This is a genomic window from Streptomyces sp. N35 (assembly GCF_016464295.1).
Lineage (GTDB): Bacteria > Actinomycetota > Actinomycetes > Streptomycetales > Streptomycetaceae > Streptomyces.
In genome coordinates, this window is sequence record NZ_JAEIMH010000071.1 from 32,816 (window position 1) to 48,753 (window position 15,938).

Below are 15,938 nucleotides of genomic sequence, written 5' to 3' on the forward strand. Positions count from 1 at the left end.
GGGCCGTCAACGCCCGGCGTTGACGGCCCCGTTGGGTCGGGCGGTGCAGAAGTCGAACGGCTCAGATGTCGAACGGCTCAGAAGTCGAAGTCGTCGATGTTCGACTTGTTGAAGACGGTGGGCTTGCCGAGCGAGACGACCCCGTCCTTGCCGACCGTGAACTCGCCGAGGTCACCGGCTTTGAACTTCTCGCCTTCCTGTCCGGTGATCTGTCCCGACTCCAGGGCGACGGCGGTGTGCGCGGCGAGGGCGCCGAGCTTCGCCGGGTCCCACAGCTCGAAGGCCTCGACGGTGCCGTTCTTGACGTAGGCACGCATGTCGTTCGGGGTGCCGAGGCCGGTCAGCTTGACCTTGCCCTTGTACTTCGAGCCGGCCAGGTACTGGGCGGCCGCCTTGATGCCGACGGTGGTCGGGGAGATGATGCCGGCCAGCTTGGGGTGCTCCTGGAGCAGGCCCTGGGTCTGCTGGAACGACTTCTGCGCGTCGTCGTCCCCGTACGCGGTCTTGACGAGCTTGATGTCCTTGTACTCGGGCTTCTTGAGCTCGTCCTTCATGAAGTCGATCCAGGTGTTCTGGTTCGTGGCCGTCTGGGCCGCCGAGAGGATCGCGATCTCGCCCTTGCCCCCGATCTGCTTCGCCATCTCCTGGACCTGGGTGCGGCCGAGGTCCTCGGCGCTGGCCTGGGAGACGAAGATCTGGCGGCAGTCGGCCTTGGTGTCGGAGTCGTAGGTGACGACGCTGACACCGTTCTTCATGGCCTGCTTCAGGGCGGTGCACAGCGCGCCCGGGTCCTGCGCGGACACGGCGATCGCGTCGGCCTGCTGCTGGGTCAGCGTGTTGACGTAGCTGACCTGCCCGGCGGTGTCGGTGCCGCTGCTGGTGCCGACCTCCTTGTACGTCGAGCCCAGCGACTCGACGGCCTTCTTGCCGCCGTTGTCGGCGGTGGTGAAGTACGGGTTGTTGACCTGCTTGGGCAGGAACGCGACCGTGAGGTCCTTCTTGGTCTCGGCGTTCGGGTCGGCCTTGCCCGCGGCCGCGGTGCCGCCTTCCTTGGCCGCGTCGTCCTTGGTGGTGCCGCCGCACGCGGTGGCGCCCAGGGCGAGTGCGGCCGTGACGGCGAGCGCGGCGGTCAGACGGCGGGTGCGTGCGGTGCGCGTCAGAGACATGGGTGTCCTGCCTTAGTCGGATACGAGGGGTGCGGGTACGAGCGGGAAGGCGCGGGCCGCGGGCGCGGCCCGCCCTGTCATGTGGTGGGCGCGGCCTGCGGTGGAGGCGCTGCCGCTGTCCTTCGGCGGGCTCGCGCCTGGGTGACCTGCCGGCCGATGCGGGGCCCGAGGACGGAGATCACGAGCAGGACGCCGGTGACGACGATCTGGGACTGGGCGGAGACGTTCTGCAGGCTCATCGCGTTCTGCAGGGTGCCGAGCAGGAACACACCCGCGATGGCACCGCCGAGGGTCCCCCTGCCGCCGTCGAAGTCGATACCGCCGAGCAACACGGCCGCGATCACGGAGAGTTCGAGGCCGGTGGCGTTGTCGTAGCGGGCGCTGGCGTAGTGCAGGGCCCAGAAGACTCCGGTGAGCGCGGACAGGACACCGGTGGTGACGAACATCGACAGCTTGAGCCGCTTGACGCGGATCCCGGAGAACCGGGCGGCCTCCTCGCTCGCGCCGATCGCGAAGAGCGAGCGTCCCGTCGGCGTGGCATGCAGCACGACCACGGCGATCGCGAGGAGCACGAGGAAGGGGAAGAGGGCGTACGGGATGAAGGTCTCACCGATCCGGCCGGCCCCGAAGTCCAGGTACTGGGTCGGGAAGTCGGTGACCGAGTCCGAGCCGAGCACGATCTGGGCGATGCCGCGGTAGGCGGCCATGGTGCCGATGGTGACGGCGAGGGACGGCAGGCCGAGGCGGGTCACCAGGAGCCCGTTGACCAGACCGCACACGACACCGAGCAGCAGACAGATCGGGATGATCGTCTCGATGGCCATGCCCGCGTTCCACAGAGCGCCCATGACGGCCCCGGACAGACCCGCCGTGGAGCCGACGGACAGGTCGACCTCTCCGGAGATCACCAGCATGGTCATCGGCAGCGCGATCAGGGCGATGGGCAGCGTATTGCCGATCAGGAACGAGAGGTTGAGCGCGTTGCCGAAGTTGTCGACGAACGAGAACGAGCAGATGAGAAGCACCAGGAGCAGGGCGCCGACGGCGCTGTCCCAGCGCACCGCGCCGCCGAAGCGCGTGAGCGCGGAGTTCTTGGTGAGCTCCGGTACGGCGGAGTTCTTGGTGAGCTCAGGCATGGCGGGCGCTCCTCAGCTGTGCGGCCTGCTTGCGCAGCACTGCGGCGACCCGCAGGGCCAGGATCCGGTCGACGGCGATGGCGAGCAGCAGCAGGATTCCGTTGATGGCGGTGACCCAGACGGAGCTGACGCCGATGGCCGGCAGGACGCTGTTGATCGAGGTGAGAAGGAGGGCGCCGAGCGCGGCGCCGTACACGGAACCGCTGCCGCCGGTGAAGGCGACACCGCCGACCACGACCGCGCTGACGACGGTGAGTTCGTAGCCGCTGCCGGTGGCCGAGTCGACGTTGCCGAACCGGGCCAGGTACAGGGCGCCGGCGAGGCCCGCCAGGGCGCCGCACAGCACGTACGCGGTCATGATGCGCTTGCGTACGGGGACACCGGCGAGCGTGGCGGCCTCGGGGCTCGAGCCGAGCGCGTACATCTCGCGGCCGCTGCGGTAGCTGCGCAGGTAGTAGCCCACCGCCGCGAGGACGGCGAGGGCGAGCAGCGCCAGGTAGGGCACGACCCAGATGCCGTCGTGGCCGAAGTCCACGAAGCCATTGGGGAGATCGTCGGCGGTGATCTGCTGCGAGCCGACCCAGATGGAGTCGATGCCGCGCACGATGTAGAGCGTGCCGAGTGTGACGACCAGGGCGGGCACCTTGCCGAGGCTGACGAGCGCGCCGTTCAGCGCGCCGAACAGGGCGCCGAGTGCGACGGCGAGCAGGATCGCGATCAGTGAACTGCCGCCGTCCTGCAGATAGGTGCCGGCGGCGAACGCGGAGATGCCGAGGACCGAGCCGACCGACAGGTCGACGTTGCGGGTGATCACGACCACGGCCTGACCGGTGGCGACCAGGACCAGGATGGTGGCGTTGAGAAGGAGGTCCTTGATGCCCTGTTCCGACAGGAACTCGGTGTTGGACAGCTGGGTGGCGCCGAGCATCACCACGAGCACGGCGGCCACGGCGAGTTCGCGGGCCTTGAACACCTTGTCGATGAGGCGGCGCCCGGCGGCGGGTTCCGGTACGGCTTCTTCGCGCACCGGAGTAGCGGTCACCGTCATGCGGCACTCCCCTGGTTCGTACGGCCGGTGGCAGCCGCCATCACTGACTCCTCGGTGGCCTCGGCGCGGGTGAGTTCGGCGGACAGCCGCCCCTCGTGCATCACGAGCACCCGGTCGGCCATGCCGAGGATCTCCGGCAGATCCGAGGAGATCATCAGGACCGCGACGCCTTCGGCGGCGAGCGCGGAGAGCAGCCGGTGCACCTCGGCCTTGGTGCCGACGTCGATACCGCGGGTGGGCTCGTCGACGATCAGCACCTGGGGTGCGGTCGCCAGCCACTTCGCGAGGACGACCTTCTGCTGGTTGCCGCCGGACAGCGTGCCGACGACGTCGCCGAGGCGGGCGTACTTCACCTGCAGCTTGACCGCCCAGTCGACGGAGCGGCTGCGCTCGGCCTTCCGGTTCATCAGGCCCGCGCGGGTGGTTTCGGCGAAGCCGGTCAGGCCGATGTTGCGCTCGATGGACATGTCCATCACCAGGCCTTGCGCGCGGCGGTCCTCGGGGACGAGGGCGAGGCCCGCGGCCATGGCCACGCTGGGGGCGCCGGGCTTGAGCCGGGTGCCGAGCACCTCGACCTCGCCGCCGTCGAAGCGGTCCACGCCGAACACGGCACGGGCGACCTCGCTGCGGCCTGCGCCGACGAGTCCGGCCAGGCCGACTATCTCGCCGCGGCGCACGTCGAAGGACACATCGGTGAACACGCCTTCGCGGGTCAACCGCCGTACGCTGAGCGCCACTTCACCGGTGCGCGTGTCCTGCTTGGGGTAGAGCTCGGCCAGGTCGCGGCCCACCATGCGGCGCACCAGGTCGTCCTCGGTGAGACCGTCGAGCGGCTCGCTCGCGATCCAGGCGCCGTCGCGCAGGGTGGTGACGCGCTGGCAGAGCTGGAAGATCTCCTCGAGGCGGTGCGAGATGAACAGCACCGCGGCGCCCTGTTCGCGCAGGGTGCGTACGACGCCGAAGAGTCGGGCCACCTCGCTGCCGGTGAGCGCGGCGGTGGGCTCGTCCATGATCAGGACGCGGGCGTCGAAGGACAGCGCTTTGGCGATCTCGACGAGCTGCTGGTCGGCGATGGACAGACCGCGGGCCGGCTGGTCGGGGTCGAGGTCGACGCCGAGTCGCGCGAAGAGGTCCGCGGTGGCCCGGCGCACCGAGGCGTGGTCGACGCGGCCGAGCGCCCGGCGCGGCTGGCGGCCCATGAAGATGTTCTCCGCGACGGACAGGTCGGGGAAGAGTGTCGGCTCCTGGTAGATGACGGGGAGGCCCCCCCGCCGGGGGGGGGGGGGGCCCGGGGGCCCGGCGGGGGCGCCCGCGGGAAGGGCCCACGCCCGCGTCACGGGCGTCGGCGGGACCGTGGAACGCGACGGGCTCGCCGTCGAGAAGGACCGTGCCGGTGTCGGGGCGGTGCACGCCCGCGAGCGCCTTGATCAGCGTCGACTTGCCCGCGCCGTTCTCGCCGGCCAGGGCGTGCGCCTCTCCCGCGTACAGCCGCAGGCTCACTCCGCGCAGGGCCCGCACGGCACCGAAGGACTTGCTCACCCCCTCCAGCGCGAGTACCGGAGTCGTCTCCGGTTCAGGATGCGTCATTGCGTATCTCCATGGGTGTGTCGAGGTCGTGCGCGGGGCACTTGAGCGGCTCGGCAGCCGGAGGATCCCTCGAACTGAAATGTTTCAGTGAAGTTGCCCGGAAGCTAGCCCCGTCCGTCGGGCTGGTCAATAGCCCGGGCCCGAGCGAGCTGCGCAAGCGTGGTGCCATGTGCCGAATTGTTCCGACCTCTTCTATGTGAACTGCACTGATAGACCAGCCGGAGCAGGGGTGCGGAACGGCCAACGACACGATTGCGTAACGCGGTTGGCATCCGTCCGACCCCCTTGACGAGTCCGACGCCCGGGGCTAGCTTCCCCGTTGACATGAATCGATTCATGTCGAGCTTCCGCACTCTCGCGGCCCGTTCCCGTAAGGGCCCCACGCTTCCCACGCATCCAGAGGTGGACATGCCTGATATCGCTGCCGTGAAGGCCGCACTCGCCGACCAGCGGATCGAGACGCCGTCCTGGGGCTACGGCAACTCCGGCACCCGGTTCAAGGTGTTCGCACAGGAGGGTGTGCCGCGCACGCCCCGGGAGAAGCTGGACGACGCGGCGAAGGTGCACGAGTTCACCGGCATCGCGCCCACCGTTTCGCTGCACATCCCGTGGGACAAGGTCGACGACTACGCGGCGCTCGGCGCCCATGCGAAGGCGCTCGGACTCGAACTCGGCGCCATCAACTCCAACACCTTCCAGGACGACGACTACAAGCTGGGCAGCGTCTGCCACCCGGACCCGAAGGTGCGCCGCAAGGCCGTCGAGCACCTCCTGGAATGCGTCGACATCATGGACGCCACCGGTTCGAAGTCCTTGAAGCTGTGGTTCGCCGACGGCACGAACTACCCGGGCCAGGACGACATCGTGGGCCGCCAGGACCGTCTCGCCGCGTCGCTCGCCGCGGTGTACGAGCGCCTCGGCGACGACCAGCGGCTGCTCCTCGAGTACAAGTTCTTCGAGCCCGCCTTCTACACGACGGATGTCCCGGACTGGGGAACGTCGTACGCGCACTGCCTGAAGCTGGGCGACAAGGCGCAGGTCGTCGTGGACACCGGACATCACGCACCGGGCACGAACATCGAGTTCATCGTCGCGTTCCTGCTGCGCGAGAAGAAGCTCGGCGCGTTCGACTTCAACTCCCGCTTCTACGCGGACGACGACCTGATGGTCGGTTCCGCGGACCCCTTCCAGCTCTTCCGGATCCTGCACGAGGTCGCGCAGAACGGCGGCTTCGAGCGTGAGACGAACGTGGCGTTCATGCTCGACCAGTGCCACAACATCGAGGCGAAGATCCCGGCGATCATCCGCTCGGTGATGAACGTGCAGGAAGCCACCGCCAAGGCGCTGCTCGTCGACCGCGAGGCGCTCGCCGCCGCACAGCGCGCCGGTGACGTCCTGAGCGCGAACGCCGCCCTGATGGACGCGTACAACACCGACGTCCGTCCCCTGCTCGCCGAGTGGCGCGAGGAGCGGGGTCTGCACCCCGACCCCGTCGCCGCCTACCGCGCCTGCGGCTGGCAGGAGCGGATCGTCGCCGAGCGGGTGGGCGGCGAGCAGGCGGGCTGGGGAGCCTGACCAGCGCCTGACGCCCCTACCGGACACGCCGCCTTCCCGCAGACCGCACTCTCAGCCCAAGGACACCTCATGGCCACCGACACGCACCCCGAAGTCGCCGCACTCCTGGAGCGCGCCCACCGGCTCGGCTCCGATCCCCGTAACACCAACTACGCCGGCGGCAACGCCTCCGCCAAGGGCACCGTCACCGACCCGGTCACGGGCTCCGACACCGACCTGATGTGGGTCAAGGGCTCGGGCGGCGACCTCGGCACGCTCACCGAGGCGGGCCTGGCCGTGCTGCGCCTGGACCGGCTGCGGGCGCTGCGGCACGTGTATCCAGGGGTGGAGCGCGAGGACGAGATGGTCGCCGCGTTCGACTACTGCCTGCACGGCAAGGGCGGTGCCGCGCCGTCCATCGACACGGCCATGCACGGTCTGGTGGAGGCCGCGCACGTCGACCATCTGCACCCCGACTCCGGTATCGCCCTGGCGTGTGCCGCGGACGGCGAGAAGCTGACCGCCGAGTGCTTCGGCGACAAGGTGGCCTGGGTGCCGTGGCGCCGTCCCGGTTTCCGGCTCGGCCTGGACATCGCGGCCGTCAAGGATGCCAACCCGCAGGCCGTGGGCGTGATCCTGGGCGGGCACGGCATCACCGCGTGGGGTGAGACGTCCGAGGAGTGCGAGCGCAACGCCCTGTGGATGATCCGTACCGCGGAGGCCTTCCTCGTCGAGCGCGGCAAGGCCGAGCCGTTCGGCCCGGCCATCGAGGGGTACGCCGCCCTGCCCGCGGACCAGCGGCGCGCGCGGGCCGCCCGACTCGCCCCGCTCATCCGGGGACTGGCCTCGACGGACCGCCCGCAGGTCGGCCACTTCGACGACTCCGAAGCGGTGCTCGACTTCCTGGCGCGGGCCGAGCACCCGCGGCTCGCCGCCCTCGGCACCTCCTGCCCCGACCACTTCCTGCGCACCAAGGTGCGTCCGCTGGTCCTCGACCTGCCCGCGAGCGCCGCACCGGACGCGGTCGTCGAGCGGCTGAAGGAGCTGCACGCCGCCTACCGCGAGGAGTACGCGGCGTACTACGAGCGGCACGCCACCGACGCATCGCCGGCCATGCGCGGCGCGGACCCGGCGATCGTCCTGGTGCCCGGTGTCGGCATGTTCAGTTTCGGCAAGGACAAGCAGACCGCCCGTGTCGCGGGCGAGTTCTACCGCAACGCGATCAACGTGATGCGCGGGGCGGAGGCCGTGTCCTCGTACGCGCCGATCGAGGAGGCGGAGAAGTTCCGCATCGAGTACTGGTCCCTCGAAGAGGCCAAGCTCCAGCGGATGCCGAAGCCGAAGCCGCTCGCCACGCGTGTGGCCCTGGTGACGGGCGCGGGCAGCGGTATCGGCAAGGCGATCGCGCACCGGCTGGTCGCGGAGGGCGCCTGCGTCGTGGTCGCCGACCTCAACGCCGAGAACGCGTCCGCGGTCGCCACCGAACTCGGCGGCGGTGACAAGGCCGTCGCGGTCACGGTGGACGTCACGTCCGAGGAGCAGATCACCGAGGCGTTCCGCACGGCCGCGCTCGCGTTCGGCGGGGTCGACCTCGTCGTCAACAACGCGGGGATCTCCATTTCCAAGCCGCTCCTGGAGACCACGGCGAAGGACTGGGACCTGCAGCACGACATCATGGCGCGCGGTTCGTTCCTGGTGTCCCGCGAGGCCGCCCGGACGATGCGGGCCCAGGGCATGGGCGGGGACATCGTGTACATCGCCTCGAAGAACGCCGTATTCGCCGGCCCCAACAACGTCGCGTACTCCGCGACCAAGGCCGACCAGGCCCATCAAGTACGCCTTCTCGCGGCCGAGTTGGGGGCCGACGGGATCCGCGTCAACGGGGTCAACCCGGACGGTGTGGTGCGCGGCTCGGGCATCTTCGCCGGCGGCTGGGGCGCCCAGCGCGCGGCGACGTACGGCATCGAGGAGGAGAAGCTCGGCGAGTTCTACGCGCAGCGCACCCTCCTCAAGCGCGAGGTGCTGCCGGAGCATGTCGCCGCCGCCGTGTTCGCCCTGACCGGCGGTGACCTCACGCACACCACCGGGCTGCACATCCCCGTGGACGCGGGCGTCGCGGCGGCGTTCCTGCGCTGATCCCCGCGCCAGGCGGCCGGCGCCGCGTCGGCGCGCGCCGGCCACCTGGTGAGCCCTCACCCCACCTCCCGCACCCCCGAATTCACGCTCCTCGCGGAGGAAGCACCACATGACCGTCTCTCCACCTCCCTCCGCCCCACCCCGCACGTTCGCCGCGGCCGACCTCGGCGCGACCAGCGGGCGGGTGGTCCTCGGCCGGGTCGGTCCCGATCGGCTCGACCTCACCGAGGTGCACCGGTTCGCCAACACCCCGGTGCGGCTGCCCGACGGGCTCCGCTGGGACGTCCTCGCGCTCCACCAGGGAATCCTCGACGGTCTGCGCCGAGCGGCCCGTGCGGCGGACGGGCCCCCGGCCTCCGTCGGCGTGGACACCTGGGCCGTCGACTACGGTCTGCTCGACGCGGACGGGGCCCTGCTCGGCCAGCCTTTCCACTACCGCGACAGCCGTACCGACGGCATGGCCGACGCCGTGCACTCCCGGGTGGGGCCGGACGAGCTGTACCGGATCACCGGGCTGCAGCATCTGCCGTTCAACACCGTCTTCCAGCTCGCAGCGGCCGCCCGTGGCCCGCAACTCGCCGCCGCGCACACCCTGTTGCTCATCCCGGACCTGCTGGTCCACTGGCTCACCGGGTCGGTCGGCGCGGAAGAGACCAACGCCTCCACCACCGGTCTGTTCGACGCCCGCACCGGGGCCTGGTCCCCCGAGCTCCTCGACCGCCTCGACCTGGACCCGCGGATGCTGCCACCGCTGCGCGGGCCCGGCGATCCGGCGGGCACGCTGCTGCCGCACGTCGCCGCGTACACAGGGCTGCCCGCGACCACCGCGGTGACCACGGTCGCCTCGCACGACACCGCCTCCGCCGTCGTGGCGGTCCCGGCCACCGCACCCGACTTCGCGTACATCTCCTGCGGCACCTGGTCCCTGGCCGGGCTCGAACTCGACGCCCCGGTCCTGACCGAAGCGTCCCGTGCCGCGAACTTCACCAATGAACGCGGCATCGACGGCACCATCCGCTATCTGCGCAACATCATGGGCATGTGGCTGCTCGAGGAGTCCCGCCGCACCTGGGAGGCACAGGGTCTGCCCAGCGCCCTGGAGCCGCTGCTCGCCGAGGCGGGGCGGGCCGAGCCGTTCGCCTCACTGATCGACCCGGACGCGCCGGAGTTCCTCGCGCCGGGTGATATGCCCGCGCGGATACGGGAGTTCTGCCTGCGCACCGGCCAGGTCGCGCCGAGCGGCCAGGGCGCCCTGGTGCGCTGCATCGTGGAGAGCCTGGCCCTGGCGCACCGGCGGACACTGCGCGAGGCCGCGGCGCTCGCGGACCGGGAGATCTCGCATATCCATCTCGTCGGCGGCGGCTCCCGCAACGCCCTGCTGTGTCAGCTCACCGCCGACGCCACCGGACTGCCGGTGATCGCGGGTCCCACCGAGGCCACCGCCCTGGGCAACGTCCTCGTCCAGGCCCGGTCGGCCGGACTGGTCGGCGATCTGGCGGCGATGCGGCGCCTCGTCGCCGGGACCCAGGAGCTGCGCCGGTACACACCCCGAGGGAACGCGGCCGCCTGGGACGCGGCCGCGGCCCGGATCGAGTCCCTCGCAGGAGGCCGTCCGTCATGAGAGTCGCCCTCTTCGCCACCTGCGTGAACGACGCCCTGTACCCGTCGACCGCGATCGCCACGGTGAAGCTCCTCGAACGCCTCGGCGTACGGGTGGACTTCCCCGCCGCCCAGACCTGCTGCGGCCAGCCCCAGTACAACACCGGCTACCGGCGGCAGACCGAGCCGCTGGTACGGCGGATGGGCCGGGCCTTCGAGGGTTACGACCATGTGGTGACCCCGTCCGGATCCTGCGCGGCCATGGTCAGGGACAACTACCCGCGTATAGCTCGGCGCGGAAGCGATCCCCGGCTCACCTCGGTGTCCGAGTCGTTGGTGCCCCGGATGTACGAGCTCACCGAGTTCCTGGTGGACGTGCTCGGCGTGACGGACGTGGGCGCGTACTTCCCGCACAAGGTCACCTACCACCCGTCCTGCCACGGTCTGCGCATGCTGGGCCTGGGCGACCGGCCCACCCGGCTCCTGGGAGCGGTCAGGGGACTCGAACTGATCGAGCTGCCGGGCGCCGACGAATGCTGCGGGTTCGGCGGCACGTTCGCCGTGAAGAACCCCGATGTGTCCGTGGCGATGGGCGAGGACAAGGTGCGCAACGCGGCCTCGACGGGCGCCGGCGTGCTGTGCGGCGCCGACAACTCCTGCCTGATGCACATCGGCGGCATCCTGCACCGCCAGGACTCCCCGCAGCGTGCACTGCACCTCGCGGAGATCCTGGCCTGCACCGAAGAGGAGCCCCTGACATGAGCGGAACGTATCTCGGTATGCCGGCCTTCCCCGAGGCCGCCCGTACCTCCGTGCACAACCCCACGCTGCGCGGCAACATCCGGCACGCCACACACACCATCCGCACCAAGCGGGCGGCGGCGGTGGCGGAGCTCGACGACTGGGCCGCACTGCGGGAGGCCGGCAAGCAGATCAAGGAGCACACGCTCCGCCATCTCGACCGCTACCTGGTGCAGTTGGAGGAGGCCGTGACGGCCGCGGGCGGTTCCGTGCACTGGGCCGCGGACGCCGATGAGGCGAACCGCATCGTCACCGAGCTCGTCCGGGCGACCGGCGAGAGCGAGGTGGTGAAGGTCAAGTCGATGGCCACGCAGGAGATCGGCCTGAACGAAGCCCTGGAAGCCGCCGGTATCGCCGCGTACGAGACCGATCTCGCCGAGCTGATCGTGCAGCTCGGCGAGGACCGTCCTTCGCACATCCTGGTCCCGGCGATCCACCGCAACCGCGGGGAGATCCGCGACATCTTCCGGCGGGAGATGGGGCGTTGGGGCCGCGCGGCGCCGGACGGTCTGAGCGACGAACCGGCCCAGCTCGCGGAGGCGGCGCGCCTTCACCTGCGGGAGAAGTTTCTGCGCGCGAAGGTGGCGGTCTCGGGCGCGAACTTCATGGTGGCCGAGACGGGCACGCTGGTCGTGGTCGAGTCCGAGGGCAACGGCCGGATGTGCCTGACCCTGCCGGAGACCCTGATCTCGGTGGTCGGCATCGAGAAGGTGGTGCCGACCTGGCAGGACCTCGAGGTCTTCCTGCAGACCCTGCCGCGCTCCTCCACGGCCGAGCGGATGAACCCGTACACCTCGATGTGGACGGGCACGACACCCGGCGACGGACCGCGGACCTTCCACCTCGTGCTGCTCGACAACGGCCGCACCGACACCCTCGCCGACGAGGTCGGCCGCCAGGCGCTGCGCTGCATCCGCTGCTCGGCCTGCCTCAACGTCTGCCCGGTGTACGAACGGGCCGGCGGCCATGCGTACGGGTCCGTCTATCCGGGTCCGATCGGCGCGATCCTCAGCCCCCAACTGCGCGGCACACAGAGCGAGATCGACGCCTCGCTGCCGTACGCCTCCTCGCTGTGCGGCGCGTGCTACGACGTGTGCCCCGTCGCGATCGACATCCCCGAAGTCCTGGTCCATCTGCGCGAACAGGTCGCGGGACAGCCGGGCCACCGCCTGGAGCGGGCCGCCATGGGCGCCGCGGCCAAGGCCTTCGACCATCCCTCCGTCCTTGCGGCCGGCCAGCGCCTTGCCTCGCTCACCCGGCGCCTGCACCCGTCCAAGCTGCCCGGCCCGGGACGCGCCTGGACCGAAAGCCGGGATCTGCCGGCCTTCCCCGCGGAGTCCTTCCGCTCCTGGTTCAAGCGCCAGGAACGCCGTAAGCGAGAGGAGGGCACCCGATGAGCAGCCGAGCGCTGGTGCTCGACCGGATCCGACGGGCCCTGTCGGACGTCCCCGCCACCGACCCGCCGTACGAGCAGGCCGTCCCCCGCACCTACGGGCGGGAGCACGGCGCCCGCACCCGGGCGCAGAACGTGGACCTCCTCGCGGAGAACCTGGCCGACTACCGGGCCCATGTCCACCGCTGCGGACCGCAAGGGCTCGCGGAGCTCCTCGCCCGGCTGCTCGGCGAGCGTGCCGCACGCCGGGTGCTGCTGCCCACGGGTCTGCCACGGGACCTTCTGGATGCGGCGGCCGTCGAGATCCTGGACGACGAGACCGGTCTCACCGCACAGGAACTCGACGGTGTGGACAGCGTGGTGACCGGCTGCGCGCTGGCCGTCGCCGAGACCGGCACGCTCGTCCTGGACGCGGGCGCCGACCAGGGCACCCGCCGCGGCACCCTGGTCCCCGACCATCACATCTGTCTCGTACGGGTACCCGAGCAGGTCGTCGCCTCCGTACCCCAGGCGCTCGAACTCCTCGACCCCACCCGCCCGTTGACCTGGATCTCCGGCCCTTCCGCCACCAGCGACATCGAACTCGACCGCGTCGAGGGCGTGCACGGGCCCCGGCGGCTCGATGTGGTGCTGGTCGAGGGGTAGCGGAGCGCACCCCGGTCAGGCGTCTGCCGCCACCCGGAAGCCGATGTTGCCCGCGCCGGCGTCCGGTGCGTTGGAGGTGCGGGCCGCGACGCGATAGCGGTTGCAGTACGAGTCGTGGCACAGGTGGGAGCCGCCGCGCATCACCTTCGCCGAGCCGGTGCGCGGGCCGGTCGGGGCTGTGCGGGGCACGGTGCCGTGGGCGGTGTGCCACCAGTCGGCGCACCATTCCCAGACGTTGCCGGACGTGTTGTGGAGGCCGAAGCCGTTCGGCTCGAAGGCGGTGACGGGCGCGGTGGAGCGAAAGCCGTCGGCGGCGGTGTTCCGCACCGGGAACGTGCCGCGCCAGATGTTGAGGCGGGGCACTCCCCCGGGTTCGAGTTCATCGCCCCAGGGGTAGCGCTTCTGGTCGAGGCCGCCACGTGCCGCGTACTCCCACTCGGCTTCGGTGGGCAGCCGCACGCCGGCCCACGCGCAATAGGCGAGGGCATCGTCGTGGGAGAGGTGGACGGCCGGGTGGTCGAGCCGGTCGTCCGCCGAACTCCCCGGCCCCTCAGGGGCGTTCCAGTACGCGCCGGTGACCGCGCACCACCACGGTGCGCGCTCGGGCCTCGGGGAGATCCTGCGCAAGGCGCCGGGCAGAAAGCCGGCGAAGACATAACTCCAGCCCAGGCGTTCGGCGTCGGTGCGGTAGCCGGTGGCGGTCACGAAGGCCGCGTACGCCGCGACGGTGACCGTGGTGGCCGCGATCCGGAACGGGGCGAGCGTCACCTCACGCACCGGCCCCTCACCGTCGGAGGGGACCGCGTCGCGATCGGTCCCGCCCATGCGGAAGGTGCCGCCTGGCAGGGCCAACAGCTCGACGGACAGCGCCTGTTCACCGCGGTGCCCCAGCTGCTCCGGACCGGGCGACCGCACCTGCACCGGTCCACGCGCAGGGGCACAGCAGGAGGCCGTTCCGGTGGGGGCGCGCGGAGGGAGCGGGTCGGCGGCGGCCTGGCTCATGGCGGTGGACTCTCGGCTGAGGAACTGGGCGATCGTCACCCTATGCGCCGCTCAACAGCGGGTGTTGCGGCGATGTGTCGATCCCTTGTCGATCTCCGGAACGGGTGGGCACCAGGCGGCATACCGGGACCAAGATCGGCGCAACCCCACCAGCTCACGCCCCACCCACGTACCGCTACCGCCTACCGCCTACCGCCTACCGCCTACCGCCTACCGCTGGAGTGTCCGAAGTGCCCACCCGACGAGGTTTCCTCACCGCCGCCACCGCTGTCGCGGCCGGATCCGCCCTCTCGTCCTTCGCCGCCGGCCCCGTGGCGAGCGCCGCGGCGCACCGTCGCCGCCCCAACATCGTGCTGATCAACGCCGATGACCTCGGATACGGCGAATTCGGCTGCTACGGACAGGAGCTGATCAGCACTCCGCGCCTCGACCGACTCGCCGCCGAAGGCATCCGTTTCACCCGACGCCTACGCCAATGCCCCGCTGTGCGCGCCCTCGCGAGCCTCTCTGCTGACCGGCCTGCACGGCGGTCACGCCACGGTGCGCGAGAATCCGACCGACGGTCCTTACGTCTACTTCCAGGACAGCGACACCTCGTTCGCGGAGCCACTGCGCGCCCGCGGCTACCGCACCGCGGTGATCGGCAAGTGGGGATACGGCGACGAGTCGGGCGACACCACCGCGGCCTCGCACCCCAACCGGCGCGGCTTCGAGGAGTTCTACGGCTACATCTCCCACATCCACGCGCACGAGTACTACCCCGGCTACCTGTGGCACAACGGCGAGAAGCAGACCCTGGACGCCAACCTCGACGGCAAGCGCGGCGCGTACGCCGTCGATCTCTTCGAGCGCCTCGACTTCATCGACGCCCACGCCGACGAGCCGTCCCTCCTCTTCCTCACCCCGAGCCTGCCGCACGCCCCCGGCGACGTACCGGAGTACGGGGAGTACGAGCACACGGCGTGGACGAAGGCGCAGAAGGCGCACGCCTGGCAGATCACCCGCTTCGACACGTTCGTCGGCGCCGTCGTCGACCAGCTCGCCCGGCACGGCATCGACCAGGACACGCTCGTACTGATCACGAGCGACAACGGACCGCACAGCGAGACCGGCAAGAACGGGGGCGCGATCGGCGCCCTCGACCCGCGGATCTTCGACCCGGCGGGCCCGCTGCGCGGCTACAAGCGCAATCTGTACGAGGGCGGCATCCGCGTCCCGCTGATCGCCTACTGGCCCGGGCACGCCGGCGCGGGCACCGTCTCGCGCCCCACCCCGCAGGTCGACCTGTTCCCCACGCTCGCGGACCTCGCCGGCGCCCCCGTCCCCACCGACCTCGACGGCCTGTCCCTCGCGCCGCTGCTCACCGGCGCGGGACGGCAGGCGGACCATGCCTCGCTGTACTGGTACCGCAACGAGTTCGACTACACGGCGCTGTCCTGGGAGGCGGAGAACGGGCGGAGCCTGCGCACCGCGGAAGCCGTACGGGCGGGGGACTTCAAGCTCGTGCGCTACGCGCCCGGCCGTGACATCGGCGCGCCCGACGCCCAGTGGACCACCGAGCTCTTCCACCTGGCGGCCGACGTGGGTGAGACCACGAACGTCGCCGCCGCCCACCCGGGCATCGTCGCCGAGCTCACGGCCGACGCCCGCGCCGCCTACGCGTCCTCCTACGAGCGCACGGTGTTCGGTGTGCACCCCACGGCGCCCGCAAGGGCGGGTGCCGCGGAGACCTTCACCGTGAGCGCCGTACTCGGCAACGCGACGCGCGAGGACTGGACTGCCGTCCGCCTGCGCCTCGCTGTGCCGCAGGGCTGGCGGGTGAAGACCGTCGCCGGTGGCCGCGCCGGCCGGCTTGCGGCCGGCGCGTCGGC

At 71.0% G+C, this 15,938-nt stretch carries 11 protein-coding genes and 2 pseudogenes; 8 read left to right on the plus strand and 5 right to left on the minus strand.

Annotation, left to right across the window (positions count from 1 at the left end; all coding sequences use genetic code 11):
* Nucleotides 1-77: 77 nt before the first annotated feature.
* The 4 genes and pseudogenes from rhaS to JAO81_RS31260 all read right to left on the minus strand — a co-directional run bounded on the left by rhaS (nucleotide 78) and on the right by JAO81_RS31260 (nucleotide 4,937).
* Nucleotides 78-1,166 carry a rhamnose ABC transporter substrate-binding protein gene (rhaS, locus tag JAO81_RS31245; protein WP_199551323.1) on the minus strand — a complete coding sequence of 363 codons (1,089 nt, stop codon included), beginning with the start codon at nucleotides 1,164-1,166 and terminating at the stop codon, nucleotides 78-80.
* 77 nt (nucleotides 1,167-1,243) lie between these two features.
* Entirely contained in the window at nucleotides 1,244-2,302 is a 1,059-nt protein-coding gene (locus tag JAO81_RS31250) for an ABC transporter permease (RefSeq protein ID WP_233416176.1), read from the minus strand.
* Nucleotides 2,295-3,350: an ABC transporter permease gene (locus tag JAO81_RS31255; RefSeq protein ID WP_199551324.1), complete on the minus strand. Its 1,056-nt coding sequence runs from the start codon at nucleotides 3,348-3,350 to the stop codon at nucleotides 2,295-2,297. Before JAO81_RS31255 ends, JAO81_RS31250 begins: the two co-directional genes overlap by 8 nt.
* A pseudogene (locus JAO81_RS31260) lies at nucleotides 3,347-4,937 on the minus strand (sugar ABC transporter ATP-binding protein). The gene JAO81_RS31255 and the pseudogene JAO81_RS31260 overlap by 4 nt, the downstream one beginning before the upstream one ends.
* 408 nt (nucleotides 4,938-5,345) lie before the next feature.
* On the opposite strand from JAO81_RS31260, the gene rhaI reads away from it, so the two are divergent.
* From rhaI to JAO81_RS31290, 6 genes are all read left to right on the plus strand, one after another.
* Nucleotides 5,346-6,512 carry an L-rhamnose isomerase gene (gene rhaI / locus JAO81_RS31265; protein ID WP_199551325.1) on the plus strand — a complete coding sequence of 389 codons (1,167 nt, stop codon included), beginning with the start codon at nucleotides 5,346-5,348 and terminating at the stop codon, nucleotides 6,510-6,512.
* Nucleotides 6,513-6,581: 69 nt separating this feature from the next.
* A complete protein-coding gene (locus JAO81_RS31270) occupies nucleotides 6,582-8,627 on the plus strand; it encodes a bifunctional aldolase/short-chain dehydrogenase (RefSeq protein ID WP_199551326.1) in 2,046 nt (681 codons plus the stop codon).
* Between the two features lie 109 nt (nucleotides 8,628-8,736).
* Nucleotides 8,737-10,248 carry a rhamnulokinase family protein gene (locus JAO81_RS31275; protein WP_199551327.1) on the plus strand — a complete coding sequence of 504 codons (1,512 nt, stop codon included), beginning with the start codon at nucleotides 8,737-8,739 and terminating at the stop codon, nucleotides 10,246-10,248.
* Entirely contained in the window at nucleotides 10,245-10,988 is a 744-nt protein-coding gene (locus tag JAO81_RS31280; RefSeq protein ID WP_199551328.1) for a (Fe-S)-binding protein, read from the plus strand. Before JAO81_RS31275 ends, JAO81_RS31280 begins: the two co-directional genes overlap by 4 nt.
* Nucleotides 10,985-12,424, plus strand: a complete 1,440-nt coding sequence (locus tag JAO81_RS31285) for a LutB/LldF family L-lactate oxidation iron-sulfur protein (RefSeq protein WP_199551329.1) — start codon at nucleotides 10,985-10,987, stop codon at nucleotides 12,422-12,424. Before JAO81_RS31280 ends, JAO81_RS31285 begins: the two co-directional genes overlap by 4 nt.
* Complete coding sequence (locus JAO81_RS31290) at nucleotides 12,421-13,065, plus strand: lactate utilization protein C (RefSeq protein ID WP_199551330.1); 645 nt, start codon at nucleotides 12,421-12,423, stop codon at nucleotides 13,063-13,065. Before JAO81_RS31285 ends, JAO81_RS31290 begins: the two co-directional genes overlap by 4 nt.
* Before the next feature lie 15 nt (nucleotides 13,066-13,080).
* On the opposite strand, the gene JAO81_RS31295 is transcribed toward JAO81_RS31290, so the two are convergent.
* Complete coding sequence (locus tag JAO81_RS31295; RefSeq protein ID WP_199551331.1) at nucleotides 13,081-14,067, minus strand: formylglycine-generating enzyme family protein; 987 nt, start codon at nucleotides 14,065-14,067, stop codon at nucleotides 13,081-13,083.
* Nucleotides 14,068-14,417: 350 nt separating this feature from the next.
* Between JAO81_RS31295 and JAO81_RS44105 the strand changes: the two are divergent.
* Together JAO81_RS44105 and JAO81_RS31300 are read left to right on the plus strand one after the other, a co-directional pair.
* Nucleotides 14,418-14,513, plus strand: a pseudogene (locus JAO81_RS44105) (hypothetical protein); the annotation flags it as partial.
* Nucleotides 14,514-14,586: 73 nt separating this feature from the next.
* A partial coding sequence (locus tag JAO81_RS31300; protein ID WP_267913084.1) for a sulfatase-like hydrolase/transferase occupies nucleotides 14,587-15,938 on the plus strand: 1,352 nt, incomplete at its 3' end.

Coding starts and splice junctions, on each gene's coding strand:
- JAO81_RS31275 (WP_199551327.1), top strand. CDS start 8,737: ATGACCGTCTCTCCACCTCCCTCCGCCCCACCCCGCACGTTCGCCGCG.
- JAO81_RS31250 (WP_233416176.1), bottom strand. CDS start 2,302: ATGCCTGAGCTCACCAAGAACTCCGCCGTACCGGAGCTCACCAAGAAC.
- JAO81_RS31270 (WP_199551326.1), top strand. CDS start 6,582: ATGGCCACCGACACGCACCCCGAAGTCGCCGCACTCCTGGAGCGCGCC.
- JAO81_RS31255 (WP_199551324.1), bottom strand. CDS start 3,350: ATGACGGTGACCGCTACTCCGGTGCGCGAAGAAGCCGTACCGGAACCC.
- JAO81_RS31285 (WP_199551329.1), top strand. CDS start 10,985: ATGAGCGGAACGTATCTCGGTATGCCGGCCTTCCCCGAGGCCGCCCGT.
- JAO81_RS31280 (WP_199551328.1), top strand. CDS start 10,245: ATGAGAGTCGCCCTCTTCGCCACCTGCGTGAACGACGCCCTGTACCCG.
- rhaS (WP_199551323.1), bottom strand. CDS start 1,166: ATGTCTCTGACGCGCACCGCACGCACCCGCCGTCTGACCGCCGCGCTC.
- JAO81_RS31290 (WP_199551330.1), top strand. CDS start 12,421: ATGAGCAGCCGAGCGCTGGTGCTCGACCGGATCCGACGGGCCCTGTCG.
- rhaI (WP_199551325.1), top strand. CDS start 5,346: ATGCCTGATATCGCTGCCGTGAAGGCCGCACTCGCCGACCAGCGGATC.
- JAO81_RS31295 (WP_199551331.1), bottom strand. CDS start 14,067: ATGAGCCAGGCCGCCGCCGACCCGCTCCCTCCGCGCGCCCCCACCGGA.